The sequence below is a fragment of the Micromonospora sp. NBC_01796 genome, assembly GCF_035917455.1.
Taxonomy (GTDB): Bacteria; Actinomycetota; Actinomycetes; order Mycobacteriales; family Micromonosporaceae; genus Micromonospora_G.
Genome location: NZ_CP109078.1, coordinates 4,403,106 through 4,418,950, shown reverse-complemented (window position 1 = coordinate 4,418,950; position 15,845 = coordinate 4,403,106). Strand labels below are relative to the sequence as shown.

Here is a 15,845-nt window from a genome sequence, read left to right as displayed (position 1 = left end):
CGGGCAGAATCCGGGACAAGCTCCTCTCACAGCGTGACGAAGACAACGTTGCCCCCTACGTCTGACAAACGTTTCCCGACGGCTCCATCTTGAGTGGTCAGCGGTCGAGAACGATGGAGGCCCCCGTGTCCGACGCGACACGTACGCCCGAAGGGCCGGCTACCTTCCGCGAGGTGTTCGCACAGCCGGAGTTCCGGGCGCTGTACACGGCCAACGCGTTCTCCTGGCTCGGCGATTACCTGGCCCGGGCCGCCGTCACCGTACTCGTCTTCCAGGAGACCCGGTCGGTGACGCTCTCCGCCGCCGCGTTCGCGGTGAGCTTCCTGCCCTGGCTGGTCGGTGGTCCGCTGCTCGCCACGCTGGCGGAGCGTCACCCGTACCGGACCGTGATGGTGGTCTGCGATCTGGCCCGGATGGTGCTGATCGGCATCATCGCGATCCCCGGCCTGCCGATCCCGGTCATCCTGTTGCTGCTCTTCGCCGTGACCCTGGCCAACCCGCCCAGTCAGGCGGCCCGGTCGGCGTTGCTCCCGATGCTGCTCACCGGTGACCGCCTGGTGGTCGGCCTGGCGGTCAGCACCAGCACCGGTCAGGCCGCGCAGATCGTCGGGTACGTGCTCGGCGCCTCCGTCGCCACGCTGAACCCGAGCGTCGCACTGCTGATCAACACCGGCACCTTCGCGCTCTCGGCCGTGCTGATCCGGTTCCGGATCCACCAGCGCCCGGCCGCGATGACCGAGGCGCACCGCAGTCACCTGCTCCGGGAGACCGCCGAGGGCTTCCGGCTGGTCTTCGGCACGCCGGTGCTGCGCGCGATCGCCATCGTGGTCTTCGCCTCGATGCTCTTCGCCATCGTGCCGGAGGGCCTGGCCGCCGGTTGGGCGGCCAAGTTCGCCGCGATCTCGGATCCCGACCATCCCGGACGCGGGCTCACCCAGGCGATGATCATGATCGCCAGTCCGGTCGGCTTCATCCTCGGTGGCCTGACCATCGGGCGGGGCCTGCGGCCGGAGTTGCGCCGGACGTTGATCCGCCCGTTCGCGGTCCTGGCCCCCCTCGCCCTGGTGCCGGCACTGCTCAACCCGACCCCACCCCTGGTCGCACTGATGGCGCTGGTCAGCGGCTTCGCCGTGGCCGGCCTGCTGCCGGTCGCGAACGGGCTGTTCGTGCAGGCGCTGCCGCCCGGTTTCCGGGCTCGGGCGTTCGGCGTGATGAGCAGCGGGATGCAGGTCCTCCAGGGCGGGGCCGTACTGGTCACCGGGGTCCTGGCGGGGCGGTTCGACATCCCGACCGTGGTGGGGCTCTGGAGCGCCGGTGGCGTACTGCTGATGCTGGTCGTCGCGACCCAGTGGCCCAGCACCGCCGAGTTCAACACCGCCATCGCCGAGGCCACCAGGCAGTCCCGGGCGGATGAGGGCCTCACGCCGCCGCAACGGTCGACGGACGAGCCGGTCGGCGAGCGGGCGCCCGGCTCACCCGGCGCGCCGACCGGCGTCAGCACCCTGTGATCAAGGCCGCGCCGCCCACACCGCGCCCGATCGATGCACACCTGGCAGGATGGAACGGTGACGTCTCCAGGTGAGGGCGACCAGGCGGGTACGCCGACGACCCTGTTCGAAGCGATCGGCGGCGAGCCGACCTTCCGCAAGCTGGTCGACGAGTTCTACGTCGGCGTCGCCACCGATCCGCTGCTCCGCCCGCTCTATCCGGAGGAGGATCTCGGGCCGGCGGCCGACCGGATGACACTGTTCCTGATGCAGTACTGGGGCGGGCCGAACACCTATTCCCAGCAGCGGGGACACCCGCGGCTGCGGATGCGGCACGCGCCGTTCCGGGTCGGCCCGGCCGAGCGGGACGCCTGGCTGCGGGCGATGCGCCGGGCGGTGGACAGCCTGGACCTGCCCCGGGAGTACGAGCAGACGCTCTGGGACTACCTGGAGCGCGCCGCGTACTTCATGGTGAACACCGACGACGGCGAGCCCGCCACCCCGCCCCGGATCGGCTGACCGGCGCGGGCCGGGGGCGATCTCTACAGCAGGGCGCCCTCGTCGTGCAGCCAATCGACGAAGGTGGTCGCCATCGCCGCGCCGCAGTCGAGCACCTCGACCAGCAGGGCGTCGTGGGCGCCGGCCCGCATCGGCACCTGCATCTCGGCGTAGATCGGCAACTGGCCGCGCTCGGTGGGGTCACCCACGTACGCCTTGGCGAAGCGCTGGGCGTGATTCCACTCGTTGACCACCCGGTAGGCCCGGTCGGCCCAGTCCGGCGGCACGGTGGAGTACGGCCGGGCGCGCATCACCAGGATCTCGTCCTCGGGACCTTCGAGCGTGAACAGCACCGCGTGCCGCTCCCACATCGCGAGCAGGCTGCCGTCGCCGTCGGCGAGGTAGCGCACGTCGAGCAGGTCGAGTGCGTCCCCGAGCCGGCGCAGGGTCACCGGCGCGACGATGGCCGGCACGACCGGCGTGGGTCGTTCGGTTACCGCGGGTGGTTCCGCGGAATCGGAGTCGTGTTCCGGTTCTCGTGGTGCGGGCGGTCCGACCCGGACGGCCTCGTCCACGGAGATCCTGCTTCGAGTCTCCGGCTCACCGCTCGTCGCGGTGTGACCGGGGCGCCATGACCACCACGGCATTGCTCGCACACCTCGCTCCCCAGCGGATCCAGTCGCCTACGGTGCGTTGGATCCGAGGGACGACGGTACCCGGATAGCCGTTCCGAAGCATCCCCCCACCGGATGCCCATGACCAGAGGAACTATATAGCATCAACCGTTCAGGCGATCTCAAACCGGCATGATCGACAACTGACTCGCTTTGAGTGACCAGGCAGCTCCATAGGGTGCCGAAAGCCCGGTCCACCGGCCGGTCACCCGAACCTGGACCAGGTCCGGCCCGCCCGCCCCGGTCCGACCCGATTCGACCGGACCCTCGTGCTCCGGTCCGGCCGCCTCACCCGAACCGAGAAAGCCCATCCGGACCACCGCCTGCACCAGTCGCTGCGACACCTCGATCCGCTCCCCCGACCCGGCCGGCGTCGACCCGGTGACCACCACGGCCACGTGGTCGAGCAGCGCGTCCCGCAGCACCCGCTGACCCACCGCCCGGCCACCCACCCCGTGGTCGGCCGCGTCGCGCAGGGTGCCGGCCGCGGCGACGGCGATCCGGCGTACGTCCGCGCCCGGCATCGTCTCCACGAGCTGACCGGTCGACCCGGGCAGCGGCCACTTCCAGTCCGCGTCCCGGCGGGGCGGCAGAGCCGTGCCACCCCGCGCCAGCTCGGCCAGGAGCGCGTCCGCGGAGACCGTGACATCACCCGGACCGGCCCCGGCCACCGTCCGGCCGACCAGCACCGCCCACGGCAGGCGGGCCCAGAGCGTGGTACGACCGGCCGGCCCGGCCGGACGCAGTCGTACCACCGCCGCCGGGTCCAGCCGGGTCAGCCGGGCCAGGAAGGCACCCGCGTCGGCCACCCCGGTCAGCCCGTGCCCGCCCGACACCGGACCGGCCGGGACCGGAGCGGGCTCGGCGGGCCCGGTCACGGCAGCAGGTAGGGCCGCAGGAAGGCCCGCTCGTCCTCGGTCAACCGGCGCGGTCGCCCGTGTTCGAGGTCGTACGGCACCAGCACCGAACGGGCCTTGCTGGCCAGCACCTCGCCGTCGAACAGCTCGTACCCGATGGTGAACCGGGAGGCCTTGATCTCCTCCACCCACAGCTCCACCCGGACCGTCGGCGCCTGCTCGGCGGTGGCCCGGCCCAGGGCGTAGTCGACCGGGCGCAGGTAGTCCACCTCATGCCGGGCGATGACCACGCCGTCGGCGAACGAGCTGAGCCCCCAGGCCCGGCCGCCGACGAACATCAACGCGACCCGGGCCTCCTCGTACAGGGTGAGGAAGCGGGCGTTGTTGATGTGCCCGTACGCGTCCAGGTCCGACCAGCGCAGGGCGCAGTGGTAGACGTACCGGGCCGCCTGGGGGTGCTCGGACACGACCGGACTAGTCACGGGTGAGCTTGCGGTAGGTGATCCGGTGGGGTCGGGCCGCCTCCGCGCCGAGCCGGTCGATCTTGTTCTTCTCGTACGCGTCGAAGTTGCCCTCGAACCAGAACCACTTGGCCATGTTCTCGTCGTCGCCCTCCCAGGCCAGGATGTGCGTCGCCACCCGGTCCAGGAACATCCGGTCGTGGGAGATGACCACGGCGCAGCCGGGGAACTCGAGCAGCGCGTTCTCCAGCGAGGAGAGCGTCTCGACGTCGAGGTCGTTGGTCGGCTCGTCGAGCAGGATCACGTTCCCGCCGATCTTCAGCGTGAGCGCGAGGTTGAGCCGGTTGCGCTCGCCGCCGGAGAGCACCTTGGTCGGCTTCTGCTGGTCCGGGCCCTTGAACCCGAACGCGGCCACGTACGCCCGGGACGGCATTTCGACCTTGCCGACCATCAGGTAGTCCAGACCGTCGGAGACGATCTCCCAGACGGTCTTGTCGCCGTCCAGACCTTCCCGGTTCTGGTCGACGTACGACAGCTTGACGGTCTCGCCGACCTTCACCCCGCCGTCGGTCGGCTGCTCCAGCCCGACGATGGTCTTGAACAGGGTGGTCTTGCCGACACCGTTGGGGCCGATGATGCCGACGATGCCGTTGCGCGGCAGGCTGAAGCTGAGGTGCTCGATCAGGGTCCGGTCGCCGAAGCCCTTGGTCAGGTCGTTCGCCTCGATCACCGTGTTGCCCAGGCGCGGGCCCGGCGGAATCTGGATCTCCTCGAAGTCGAGCTTGCGGGTCTTCTCCGCCTCGGTGGCCATCTCCTCGTAGCGGTCCAGCCGCGCCTTGGACTTGGTCTGCCGGGCCTTGGCGTTGGACCGGACCCACTCGAGTTCCTCGGTGAGCCGCTTCTTCATCTTGGCGTCGCGGCGACCCTCGACGGCCAGCCGGGCGGCCTTCTTCTCCAGGTAGGTGGAGTAGTTGCCCTCGTACCCGATGGCCCGGCCGCGGTCCAGCTCCAGGATCCAGCCGGCGACCTTGTCCAGGAAGTACCGGTCGTGGGTGATCGCCATGACGGTGCCGGCGTACTTGGCCAGGTGCTGTTCGAGCCACTGCACGCTCTCCGCGTCCAGGTGGTTGGTCGGCTCGTCGAGCAGGAGCAGGTCCGGCGCCTCCAGGAGCAGCTTGCAGAGCGCGACCCGGCGGCGTTCACCACCGGAGAGCTGGACGACGTCGGCGTCCGGCGGCGGGCACCGCAGGGCGTCCATGGCGAGTTCGAGCTTGGAGTCGATGTCCCAGGCGTCCTCGTTGTCCAACTCCTCCTGGAGCCGACCCATCTCCTCCATCAGCTCGTCGGAGTAGTCGGTGGCCATCTGCTCGGCGATCTTGTTGAACCGCTCCAGCTTGGCCTTGGTCTCCGCGACCGCCTCCTCGATGTTGCCGAGGACGGTCTTGGCGTCGTTGAGCGGCGGCTCCTGCGCGAGCATGCCGACGGTGTAGCCGGGCATCAGCCGGGCCTCGCCGTTGCTCGGCCGGTCCAGCCCCGCCATGATCTTGAACAGGCTGGACTTACCGGCGCCGTTCGGGCCGACCACACCGATCTTGGCCCCGGGCAGGAAGCTCAGCGTCACGTTGTCGAGCACGACCTTGTCGCCGTGCGCCTTGCGCGCCTTTTCCAGAACGTAGATGTACTGGGCCACGGTGCGGCCTACCTCCATAGTCTGCGGAACAGGGAGCTTTGCCCGGGCCCGGAAGCCTGCGAGCGCGAGGCGCGAGCCGGGGTCGGCTCCGCGCGGGCCGTCGTCAATCCTGACAGGTGGAGCCCGGTACGCCCACATCACCCCGCCGGAGCACCCGAGGTGGGACGAAAGGGAACGATATCGTCAAGATCACTTGTCGGTTTGCCCCGGCCGTCCCGCAGGGCAGTAAGAGTGGCACCGCGAGGTAGGAGCCACAGCTACGCTCAGTACGCTCAGCGGTGGACTGCGGAATCACCGGAGGTGCACAGATCGTGACGGAACGTAGCTCGTTCGTGGTCGTGGCGAATCGTCTGCCGGTTGACGAGGTGACCACCCCAGAAGGTCGGCAATGGCGCCGGAGTCCGGGGGGCCTGGTCACCGCCCTGCACCCGGTCCTCGTGCAGCACCAGGGCACCTGGGTGGGGTGGGCCGGTGGCGTCGGCGCGGCCCCGGAACCGTTCGACCTCGAGGGCATCGGACTGCACCCGGTCCCGCTCAGCTCCGAGGAACTCGAGCGGTACTACGAGGGCCAGTCGAACGCCACCATCTGGCCCCTCTACCACGACGCGGTGGAGACCCCTGCCTACAAGCGTCGCTGGCGGGAGGCGTACCGGCTGGTCAACGCCCGGTTCGCGGAGGCCGCCGCCGAGGTGGCGGCGGAGGGCGCCACGGTCTGGGTGCAGGACTACCAGCTCCAGCTCGTGCCGGCGATGCTGCGGGAACTCCGTCCGGACCTACGGATAGGTTTCTTCCTGCATATCCCATTCCCGCCGATCGAACTGTTCATGCAGATGCCGCTACGCGCCGAGGTCCTGCGCGGACTGCTCGGCGCCGACCTGGTCGGATTCCAGCAGCGGCTGGCCGCCCAGAACTTCGTCCGGCTGGCCCGGCACCTGCTCGGCCTGCGGTACGAGGGTCAGATGATCCAGGTCGACGGGCGGCAGGTGAAGGCCGGCGCGTTCCCCATCTCCATCGATGTCGCGGAGATGGAGCGGATGGCCGCCGACCCGGCGGTGCAGGCGCGGGCCAAGCAGATCCGGGCCGAACTCGGCGACCCGAAGACCGTCGTGCTCGGCGTCGACCGGCTCGACTACACCAAGGGCATCGAGCTTCGCCTCAAGGCCTTCCGCGAGCTCCTGGCTGACGGAAAGTTGACAGTTCCCGACGCCGTTATGGTGCAGGTCGCCACCCCGAGCCGCGAACGGGTCGAGCACTACCAGGCACTACGCGTGAAGGTCGAGCGCGAAGTTGGCCGGATTAATGGGGAATTTGGCCGGGTCGGCGTGCCTGCTGTTCACTATCTGCACCAGTCGTACAGTCGCAGTGAACTTGCCGCGCTCTACTGCGCGGCTGATGTGATGATGGTGACCCCACTGCGAGACGGAATGAACCTGGTGGCCAAGGAGTACGTTGCATCGCGCGCCGACTCTGGCGGCGCGCTCGTGCTCAGTGAGTTTGCCGGCGCCGCCACCGAGTTGCGCCAGGCCTTCCTCTGTAACCCGCACGACCCCGACGGGGTGAAGGACGCGCTGTTGCGCGCGGTCCACGTCGACAAGGTGGAAGCACGGCGGCGCATGCGGATCATGCAGCGCCACCTGCGTACCCACGATGTCGAACACTGGGCCCGGTCTTTCCTGAACGAGCTGGGCGTGCCCGAAACGGAGGCAGTGTGAGCACGTCCGTACTGGACACCGGGGCGATGGCCCTGGACTCGATCGATCCCGTGCTGCGGGACGCGATCGGGAGGATCGCCCGCTCACCCCAGTTACTCATCGCCTGCGACTACGACGGCACCCTGGCGCCGATCGTCGAGGACCCGAGCAAGGCGGTACCGCTGCCCGAGTCGGTTGCCGCCGTACGCGCCCTGGCCGCCCTGCCGCAGACCACGGTCGCCGTGGTCTCCGGTCGGGCGCTGCGGGACCTGGCCACGCTCTCCCGGCTGCCGAGCGAGGTGCACCTGGTCGGCAGCCACGGATCCGAGTTCGACATCGGCTTCGTGGAGCGGCTCGCCCCCGAACTGGTCGAGGTACGCACCCGGCTGCGCAACGAGCTGCGCCGGATCGCCGCCGACCGGCCCGGGGTACGCCTGGAGAGCAAGCCGGCCAGCATCGCCGTACACACCCGGGGGGCCAAGCCCGAGGTGGCGAAGCAGGTCGTCGAGGCGGTGACGAACGGTCCGGCGAGCTGGACCGGGGTGACCGTGACCCAGGGCAAGGAGGTCATCGAGCTGTCGGTGATCCCCACCCACAAGGGGACCGCGGTCGACCAGTTGCGTACCCAGATCTCGGCCAGCGCGGTGCTCTTCATGGGCGACGACGTGACCGACGAGAACGCCTTCGCCAACCTGCACGGCCCCGACGTCGGGATCAAGATCGGCAGCGGGGAGACCCAGGCGGCCTACCGGGTCGCGGACCCGATCGAGGCGGCCCGGGTGCTCGGCCTGCTGCTCCAGGTCCGCCGCACCTGGCTGTTCGGCGAGCGGGCGGTGCCGATCGAACGGCACTCGATGCTGGCCAACGGCCGTACGGTCGCGTTGCTCACACCCGAGGCGAAGGTCACCTGGCTCTGCCACCCCAAGCCGGACGCCTCGGCGATCTTCGCCGACCTGGTCGGCGGCCCGCCGGCCGGTCACTTCAGTGTCGCCCCCGACCGGGGCGGCCTGCCGCTGGGACAGCGCTACCGGCCCGGCACGATGACGGTGGAGACCCGCTGGTCCGGGCTGACCGTCACCGACTGGCTGGACCGGCCCTCGTCGGACAACGTCCCCAGCGGGTCGGCTGTCATCTCCGGCGACTCGACCCTGGTCCGGGTCCTCACCGGCTCCGGCCGGGTCCGGCTGGAGTTCGCTCCCCGGCCCGAGTTCGGCCAGGTCGCGGTCCAGCTCCAACCCCTCGCCGACGGGCTGCTGGTGCTCGGCTCCAACGAGCCGATCGCCCTCTACGCCCCCGGGATCGAGTGGAAGGTGGTCGCCGACGGCGGCTACGAGACCGCCCGTGCCGTGGTCGACCTCGCCGCCGCCGGCGGGTCGCTCACCCTCGAACTCCGCTTCGGCTCGCACAGCCTGGCCCACCACCGGGTACCGGTCGCCGAACGGCAGGCCGCCGCCGAACAGCCGTGGCGGGACTGGGTGGCCAGCCTGAAGCTCCCCACCCACGACCGCGAACTGGTCGCCCGCAGCGCACTCACCCTGCGTGGGCTCTGCCACGAGGCCACCGGTTCGATCCTCGCCGCCGCGACCACCTCGCTGCCCGAGGAACTGGGCGGCGTACGCAACTGGGACTACCGGTACTGCTGGCTGCGGGACGCGGCGATGACCGCCCGCGCCCTGGTCGACCTCGGCTCACTCGGCGAGGCCGAGGCGTTCCTGCGCTGGGTCGACGGCTGTGTCGAGCGCACCGGCGGCCACCCGGAACGGCTGCACCCGCTCTACACCGTCGACGGCTACGAACTCGGCGCCGAAGCCGTGATCGACACCCTGCCCGGCTACGCCGGCTCCCGCCCGGTCCGGGTCGGCAACCTGGCCAACCACCAGCTCCAGCTCGACGTGTTCGGGCCGATCGCGGACCTGCTCGCGGCCGTGGCCGACCTGCGCGGCTCGGTGCTGGAGACCGAGTGGCGGGTGCTCGAATCGATGGTCGAGGCGGTCAGCCGCCGCTGGCACGAACCCGACCACGGCCTCTGGGAGGCCCGCCTCCCCCCGAGGCACCACGTCTACTCCAAGGTCATGTGTTGGATGACGGTGGACCGGGCGCTGCACATCGTGCGTCGGCACGGCGGCGAGGAGCGGCCCGACTGGGTCGAGCTGCGCGACCGGATCGGGCACAACGTGCTCGAGTACGGCTGGCACGAGGGCGTCAACGCCTACAGCGTCGCGTACGGCGACGAGGAGATGGACGCCTCCTCGCTCTGGATCGGGCTGTCCGGGCTGCTCCCCGACGACGACCCGCGCTTCCTGTCGACGGTGCTGAAGATCGAGGCCGACCTGCGCAGCGGGCCGGTGGTGTACCGCTACCACTGGGACGACGGGCTGCCGGGGCGTGAGGGCGGCTTCCACATCTGCACGGCGTGGCTGATCGAGGCGTACCTGCGTACCGGGCGGCGGTCGGATGCCGAGGAGCTGTTCCGGCAGATGGTGGACACCGCCGGGCCGACCGGGTTGCTGCCGGAGCAGTACGACCCGTTGGTCGAGCGGGGGTTGGGTAACCACCCGCAGGCGTACAGCCATCTCGGGTTGATCCGGTGTGCGTTGTTGTTGGATTCTTCGGTCTGAGGTTTTGAGGTGGGGTTGGGCCCCACCGTGCCCGGCGAGGGCCGTCAAGCTTGATCCCTCGCCAGGCACGGTGGGGCCCAACCTTTACCCGTCGGGTTTTGCTTCAGTGGTGACGCCTTGGGTTTGTGCTCCGGTCGGGATGTCCGGCCGGCGACCGCGCCACCTCACGCCCTGACAGCGGGGCTGGTCGGGGGCGTGAGGTACGGCGATTTAGTCGGCGCTGGCGGGACGGTGGCCGGTACGGTCGGGTGCCGGGGTGAGTTCGGCCTCGATCAGGTTGGCGGCGCGGTCGGCGCCCCCGGCCTCGCGGGCCTGCCGCTTCAGGTCGGCGCTGCGGGCCACCACGGCGGGGTCTGCGGTGAGGGCGAGCAGCGTCTCGCGGAGTTCCACGGCGGTGACGGTGGCCGAGTCGACGACCCGGGCGACGCCGAGGGAGGCCAGTTGCTCGGCGTTCGCGAACTGGTCGGCCGCCTGCGGAACGGCGATCATCGGGGTCCCGCAGTAGATGCCTTCGCTGCTGCCGCCCATGCCGGCGTGGGTGACGAAGGCGTCCGCCTGCTCCAGCACGGCCAGCTGCGGCACCCATGGGCGGACCTCGACGCTGTCCGGGACGGGACCGAGCTCGGCGGGATCGACGTGGCTGCCGATCTGCAGAACGGTGTGCCAGCCGGGCAGGTCACCGAACGCGACGATGCAGCGGCGGTAGAACTCGGGCTGCCGGGTGAAGGCGGAGCCGAGGGAGACGAGCAGCACTTTCTCGACGCCGTCCGGACGGACCCAGGGACCCTGGTGGGAGCGGTCGCCCAGGACCGGGCCGACGAAACTGTAGACCGACCGGTCCACCCGGTCCGCGTTCGGCTGGAGCGCCTCCGGCGGCAGAACGAGGCTGCGCACCGGCCGGCCCTGGAACGCCATGCTGTCGGTGACCGACGAACCCTCCACGGTCAGCCACTTCTCGAACCGCTGGTAGTAGTCGGCGCCGCGCGGATCAGCCCGCATCGACTCGACGACGGGCGCCATCTCCTGCTCGTAGCCGTCCCAGGCCACGAACGTCGAGGACAGCTGGATGGCCGGAATCCCCCACTGCTCGCCGAGTAACCGAGCCGGCGCCCCGGCGATGTCGTAGAGGAACAGATCGGGCCGATCGCCGGCATAGGCGGCCCGCAACTGCGGCAGCATGGCGATGGCATCGTCGAGGAAGAGCGTGAGCTGCTCGATCGGATCGTCGGTTCCCGAGCCACCGTCGCCGGGCAGGGTTGATCCGTACGGTTTCAGCTCGGCGCCGGTTCCCTCGATGACCTCGGCGAAGGCGGGGTCATTGGCGTAGGTGACCCGGTGACCGCGCTGCACGAGGGTCCGGATGATCTCCAAGCTCGGGTTGACGTGGCCGTGGAACGGAATGCTGACCATGGCGATGTGCGGCACGGAATCTCCTGAGGTTTGCGGTGAGCCGAGACGTTTCGTCTCGCGACAAGGAGAGCACAGCACCACGGGCCGGTCAAGACGAAACGGTTCGTCTCGTTATAGGCTGTCGGTGTGACTCCACAGCCCGCCCGTCGCAACGAGCAGTCCCGCCGCGCGATCCTCACCGCCGCCCTGGAGCTGTTGACCGAGACCGGTTACCCGGCCCTGACCATCGAGGCGATCGCCACCCGCGCCGGGGTCGGCAAGCAGACCATCTACCGCTGGTGGCGCGGCAAGGGTGCGGTCATCCTGGACGCGCTCGTCGACAACACCCCGGAGGTCCCCGCCCTGCCCGACACCGGCGACCTGCGGGCCGATCTGGGCCAGGTCCTCCGGGCCACGGTCGCCGAGTTCGCCGATCCACGGCTGTCCGCCACCACTCGCGCCATCACCATCGAGACACTCGCCGACGAGGAGTTGGCCGACCAGGCACGCGACCGCCTGCTCCGTCCCCAGCTCGACGCGGTCCGCACCCGCCTGGAGGCCGCCCGCGAGGCCGGCCAGGTCCGCCCCGACGTCCCCTTGGACCAGGTGGTGGAGCTGCTGTTCGGCCCGCTTTACCACCGCTGGCTACTCCGCAACGGCCCACTGACCGACGACTACGCCGACGGCATCGTCGACCTGGTCGTCGCCGCCATCACCCCTCCCGGCTCCCGTTCTGGCGGGTGACGCCGGGGCCGTGAACTACCGGAACCCCGTGTCCGGGGGTCAGGCGGTGGGGAGGGTGGTTACCACGTTGCCGATGACTACCACGGCGGGAGGGCGGATGTTGGCGGTGCGGGTGGCTTCGGCGACGGTGTCGAGGGTCGCTCGCAGGGAGCGCTGGGTGCCGGTCGTACCCTCCTGGACCACCGCCGTCGGCGTGCCCGGCGCCCGCCCGTGTGCCTGGAGGGTGGCGGCGATCGCGGGCAGGTTCTTCAGCCCCATCAGCACCACCAGGGTGCCGCGCAGTCGGGCCAGGGCGGCCCAGTCGACCAGGGAGGCGGGGTCGTCGGGGGGCAGGTGACCGGAGACGACGGTGAACTCGTGCGCCACGCCCCGGTGGGTCACCGGGATGCCGGCGAGCGCAGGTGCGGCGATCGAGCTGGTCACACCGGGGACCACGGTGACCGGTACGCCGGCCGCCGCGCAGGCGAGCGCCTCCTCGCCGCCACGGCCGAAGACGTACGGGTCGCCGCCCTTGAGCCGGACCACGAACGCCCCGGCCTGTGCCCGCTCGACCAGGATCCGGTTGATCTCCTCCTGGGTACGGGCCGGACCGTAGGGGATCTTGGACGCGTCGACCAGTTCGACGTCGGGTCGGAGCTCGTCCAGGAGCAGTCCGGGCACGAGCCGGTCCGCCACCACGACATCGGCCTCGGCCAGCAGCCGGCGCCCCTTGACCGTGATCAACTCGGGGTCACCGGGGCCGGAGCCGACCAGGACCACCCGGCCGACCCCCGGTGGGCGCCCGTTGGCCGAGGTCGCGCCCGCGCCCGTGCCGGGCGTCGACTCCCGGCCGGTCTGCGGAAGGGTGCCGTCGGCGAGGCGGTCCCGGATGGCGTCCCGGACGGTCACCGCGCGGTGCGGGTCACCGCCCCCGAGCACGGCCACGGTCACCGCGCCGTGCCGGGCCACCGCCGGCGTCCAGGCGGTCGCCGCGGTCCGGTCGTCGGCGCGTACGCAGAACACCCGGCGCTCGAACGCGGCGGCGCTGACCGCCTCGGCGGCTGCCGGGTCGTCCACGGCCACCTGCACCAGCCAGGCACCGTCCACGTCGGCGGGCTCGAACGGCCGGGCCGTCCACCGCACCCGACCGGCGTCCACCTGTGCCCGCAGGGCGGGTGTCAGCTCCGGGGAGACGACCTCCACCAGCGCGCCCGCGTCCAGCAACGCCGGCACCCGGCGGGTCGCCACCGCTCCCCCACCGACCATGAGCACCCGGTGCCCCGCCAACCGCAGGCCGAGCGGGTAGGGGTTGGCACCGATCTGTTGCGTCACTTCTCCGAAACTCCCGCCGCGTCGAACGTCGCCACCTCGTGCAGTACCCGGACCGAACCGCCGACCACCGGGAGGGCGAGCAGGGCGCCGGTCCCCTCGCCGAGGCGCAGTCCGAGGTCGATCAGCGGCTCCAGACCGAGGGCGCGCAGGCCGGCGGTGGCACCGGGCTCGGCGGACCGGTGCCCGGCGACCATGGCGCCGACGGCGTCCGGCGCGAAGGCGGCGGCGACCAGCGCCGCGGCGACCGTACTGACCCCGTCCAGGATCACCGGGGTACGTCGGGCGGCGGCGCCGAGGATGAACCCGGTCAGCGCGGCGTGCTCCAGCCCACCGACGGCGGCGAGTACGCCGAGCGGGTCGGCCGGGTCGGGCCGGTGCCGGGCGAGCGCGGCCGTGACGACGGCCACCTTGCGGGCGTACGTGTAGTCGTCCACCCCGGTGCCCCGGCCGGTCACCTCGGCCGCCGAAGCCCCCGTGTGTACGGCGATCAGCGCGGCGGCGGCGGTGGTGTTGGCGATGCCCATGTCACCGGTGAGCAGAATGCCGGCGCCCGCGTCGATCAGCTCACCGGCGGTACGGGAGCCGACCTCGATCGCGGCCAGCGCCTCCTCCCGGGTGAGCGCGGGTTCGACGGTCATGTCCCGGGTGCCGGGCCGGATCCGGGCCCGGACGAGGACGGGTTCGGTGTCGGGCTGCTGGCCGGCGGAGCCGGGCTGGTCGGCGCCGGTGCGGCGCTGGGACGGGACGGGCGGGGTGGGGCCGTCGAGGTCGACCAGGGCGTCGGGGGCGGTGAGGTCGTCCAGCGCGGTCAGCTCGTCGTGGGTGGTGGATCCGGGCGTGGTGGTGTCGGTCGGGTCCTCGGGGTCGGTGAGGGGGGTGGCCACGCCGACGTCGACGACGGTGACCGAGGCGCCGGTCTGCCGGGCGAACGCGTTCACCACCGCGCCGCCGGCCAGGAAGTTCCCGACCATCTGGGCGGTCACCTCGCGCGGCCAGGGCGTCACACCCTGGGCGTGTACGCCGTGGTCACCGGCGAAGATCGCCACTGCGGCCGGGGCGGGCAGCGGGGGCGGGCAGACCCCGGCCAGCCCGGCCAGGCGTACGGACAGTTCCTCCAGGGCGCCGAGTGAACCGGCGGGCTTGGTCAGCCGGCTGTGCAGCAGGCGGGCGGCTGCCATCGCCTCGGTGTCCGGTGGGCGGACCGCCGCGATCAACGCCTCCAACATCATGCCTCCAGGATCTCCGCCAGCACGGCGACGAACGCGTCAGTGGTGGCAGTGTCCCGCACCGCCACCCGCAGCCAGTCGGCACCCAGCCCGGGGAAGGTGTCGCCCCGGCGTACCGCGTAGCCACGGGCGCGCAGGGCGAGCCGCAGGTCGGCCGCGCCGGGCCGGTGGATCAGCACGAACGCGCTGGCCGGGGTGCCCGCGACGCGTACGCCGGGCAGGGCCGCCAGGCGGCGGACCAGGTGCTCCCGGTCGGCCGCGAGGCGTACGGCGATCTCCCGTTCGGCGGCGACCGCGACCGGCGTCGCGCAGGCCCGCGCGGCGGCCAGCGCCGGGGTGCCGACCGCCCAGAGCGGCTGTACGGCGGCCAGCCGCTCGATCAGGTCGGCCGGGCCGAGCAGGTAGCCGATCCGGAGCCCGGCCAGCCCCCAGGTCTTGGTGAGGCTGCGGACCACCACGACTCCGGGCAGGTCCCGCCGGGCGGCGAGGGATTCCGGCTCGGCCGCGGTGCCCTCCGGGTCGATGGTGGTGTCGGCGAACGCCTCGTCGACCACCAGCACCCGGCCCGGCCGGGCCAGTTCGGCCAGTACGCCGGCCGGGTGCAGGACCGAGGTGGGGTTGGTCGGGTTGCCCACGAAGACCAGGTCGGCGTCGGCCGGTACCAGCGTCGGGTCCAGCCGGAAGCCGGTCCCGGCGGGCAGCAGCACCCGTTCGACCCGGTGCCCGGCGGCCCGCAGCGCCGCCTCGGGCTCGGTGAACTGCGGGTGCACCACGACCGGGCGGCGGGCGTCGTGCAGCGCCCGGGCGAGCAGGACGAAGCCCTCCGCGGCTCCGGCGGTGAGCAGCACCTCGGCGCTCGGGCGGCCGTGCCGGGCGGCGACCGCCGCGCGGGCCGGGCCGGGGTCCGGGTAGCTGGCCAAGTCGCCGAGGGAGGCGGTGACCGGATCGGCCAGCCAGTCCGGCATCGGCGCCCGGCGGACGTTGACCGCGAGATCGACCAGGCCGGGGACAACCTCCGCGTCGCCGTGGTGCCCCAGATCGACCTCGGTGTCGACCTCGGGTGCCGGCGGCGGCGCGGTTACCTGCGGGTGCATGACCGGGATCCTGCCCGGCGGTGGGATCGCTGGCCAACGTGTGCACGCCCGGCGGATGGAGTTCGACGGCGACGTTCGCGAATTTTTATCGGGTTATTATGGGGC

General features: G+C 71.6%; 13 protein-coding genes. 5 read left to right on the top strand and 8 right to left on the bottom strand.

Translation table 11 applies throughout. The features are described 5' to 3' along the window. Positions 1-113 precede the first annotated feature (113 nt). Together OIE47_RS20370 and OIE47_RS20365 are read left to right on the top strand one after the other, a co-directional pair. Positions 114-1,508: an MFS transporter gene (locus OIE47_RS20370; RefSeq protein WP_326556136.1), complete on the top strand. Its 1,395-nt coding sequence runs from the start codon at positions 114-116 to the stop codon at positions 1,506-1,508. A 33-nt stretch (positions 1,509-1,541) separates the two neighbouring features. Next, on the top strand, positions 1,542-2,006 hold the full coding sequence (locus tag OIE47_RS20365) for a globin (protein WP_326556135.1): 465 nt from the start codon (positions 1,542-1,544) through the stop codon (positions 2,004-2,006). 23 nt (positions 2,007-2,029) lie between these two features. Here OIE47_RS20365 and OIE47_RS20360 read toward each other — a convergent pair whose 3' ends face one another. The 4 genes from OIE47_RS20360 to ettA form a co-directional block, all read right to left on the bottom strand. Next, positions 2,030-2,632, bottom strand: a complete 603-nt coding sequence (locus tag OIE47_RS20360) for a YbjN domain-containing protein (protein ID WP_326563175.1) — start codon at positions 2,630-2,632, stop codon at positions 2,030-2,032. Positions 2,633-2,781: 149 nt separating this feature from the next. Continuing rightward, positions 2,782-3,537, bottom strand: a complete 756-nt coding sequence (locus OIE47_RS20355) for a hypothetical protein (protein WP_326556134.1) — start codon at positions 3,535-3,537, stop codon at positions 2,782-2,784. After that, entirely contained in the window at positions 3,534-3,983 is a 450-nt protein-coding gene (locus tag OIE47_RS20350) for an acyl-CoA thioesterase (protein WP_326556133.1), read from the bottom strand. The genes OIE47_RS20355 and OIE47_RS20350 overlap by 4 nt, the downstream gene beginning before the upstream one ends. 7 nt (positions 3,984-3,990) lie before the next feature. Beyond that, a complete protein-coding gene (ettA, locus tag OIE47_RS20345; protein ID WP_326556132.1) occupies positions 3,991-5,667 on the bottom strand; it encodes an energy-dependent translational throttle protein EttA in 1,677 nt (558 codons plus the stop codon). A 311-nt stretch (positions 5,668-5,978) separates the two neighbouring features. Between ettA and OIE47_RS20340 the strand changes: the two genes are divergently transcribed. Then, positions 5,979-7,379 carry an alpha,alpha-trehalose-phosphate synthase (UDP-forming) gene (locus OIE47_RS20340; protein WP_326556131.1) on the top strand — a complete coding sequence of 467 codons (1,401 nt, stop codon included), beginning with the start codon at positions 5,979-5,981 and terminating at the stop codon, positions 7,377-7,379. Between the two features lie 26 nt (positions 7,380-7,405). Further along, on the top strand, positions 7,406-9,976 hold the full coding sequence (gene otsB / locus OIE47_RS20335; RefSeq protein WP_326563174.1) for a trehalose-phosphatase: 2,571 nt from the start codon (positions 7,406-7,408) through the stop codon (positions 9,974-9,976). Positions 9,977-10,186: 210 nt separating this feature from the next. On the opposite strand, the gene OIE47_RS20330 is transcribed toward otsB, so the two are convergent. Continuing rightward, the gene (locus OIE47_RS20330) at positions 10,187-11,386 is read right to left on the bottom strand and encodes a macrolide family glycosyltransferase (protein ID WP_442792177.1); all 1,200 of its coding nucleotides are present in this window, start codon (positions 11,384-11,386) and stop codon (positions 10,187-10,189) included. Positions 11,387-11,512: 126 nt separating this feature from the next. Between OIE47_RS20330 and OIE47_RS20325 the strand changes: the two genes are divergently transcribed. Continuing rightward, positions 11,513-12,109, top strand: coding sequence for a TetR/AcrR family transcriptional regulator (locus OIE47_RS20325; RefSeq protein ID WP_326556129.1), 597 nt, complete (start codon positions 11,513-11,515; stop codon positions 12,107-12,109). A gap of 39 nt (positions 12,110-12,148) precedes the next feature. Here OIE47_RS20325 and cobA read toward each other — a convergent pair whose 3' ends face one another. From cobA to cobC, 3 genes are read right to left on the bottom strand one after another with little or no spacing between them, the layout of a single operon-like run. Beyond that, positions 12,149-13,408: a uroporphyrinogen-III C-methyltransferase gene (cobA, locus tag OIE47_RS20320; RefSeq protein ID WP_326563173.1), complete on the bottom strand. Its 1,260-nt coding sequence runs from the start codon at positions 13,406-13,408 to the stop codon at positions 12,149-12,151. Positions 13,409-13,416: 8 nt separating this feature from the next. Beyond that, entirely contained in the window at positions 13,417-14,646 is a 1,230-nt protein-coding gene (locus OIE47_RS38030) for a nicotinate-nucleotide--dimethylbenzimidazole phosphoribosyltransferase (protein ID WP_442792176.1), read from the bottom strand. Next, on the bottom strand, positions 14,646-15,740 hold the full coding sequence (gene cobC / locus OIE47_RS20305) for an Rv2231c family pyridoxal phosphate-dependent protein CobC (protein ID WP_326556128.1): 1,095 nt from the start codon (positions 15,738-15,740) through the stop codon (positions 14,646-14,648). Before cobC ends, OIE47_RS38030 begins: the two co-directional genes overlap by 1 nt. Between the last annotated feature and the right edge of the window lie 105 nt (positions 15,741-15,845).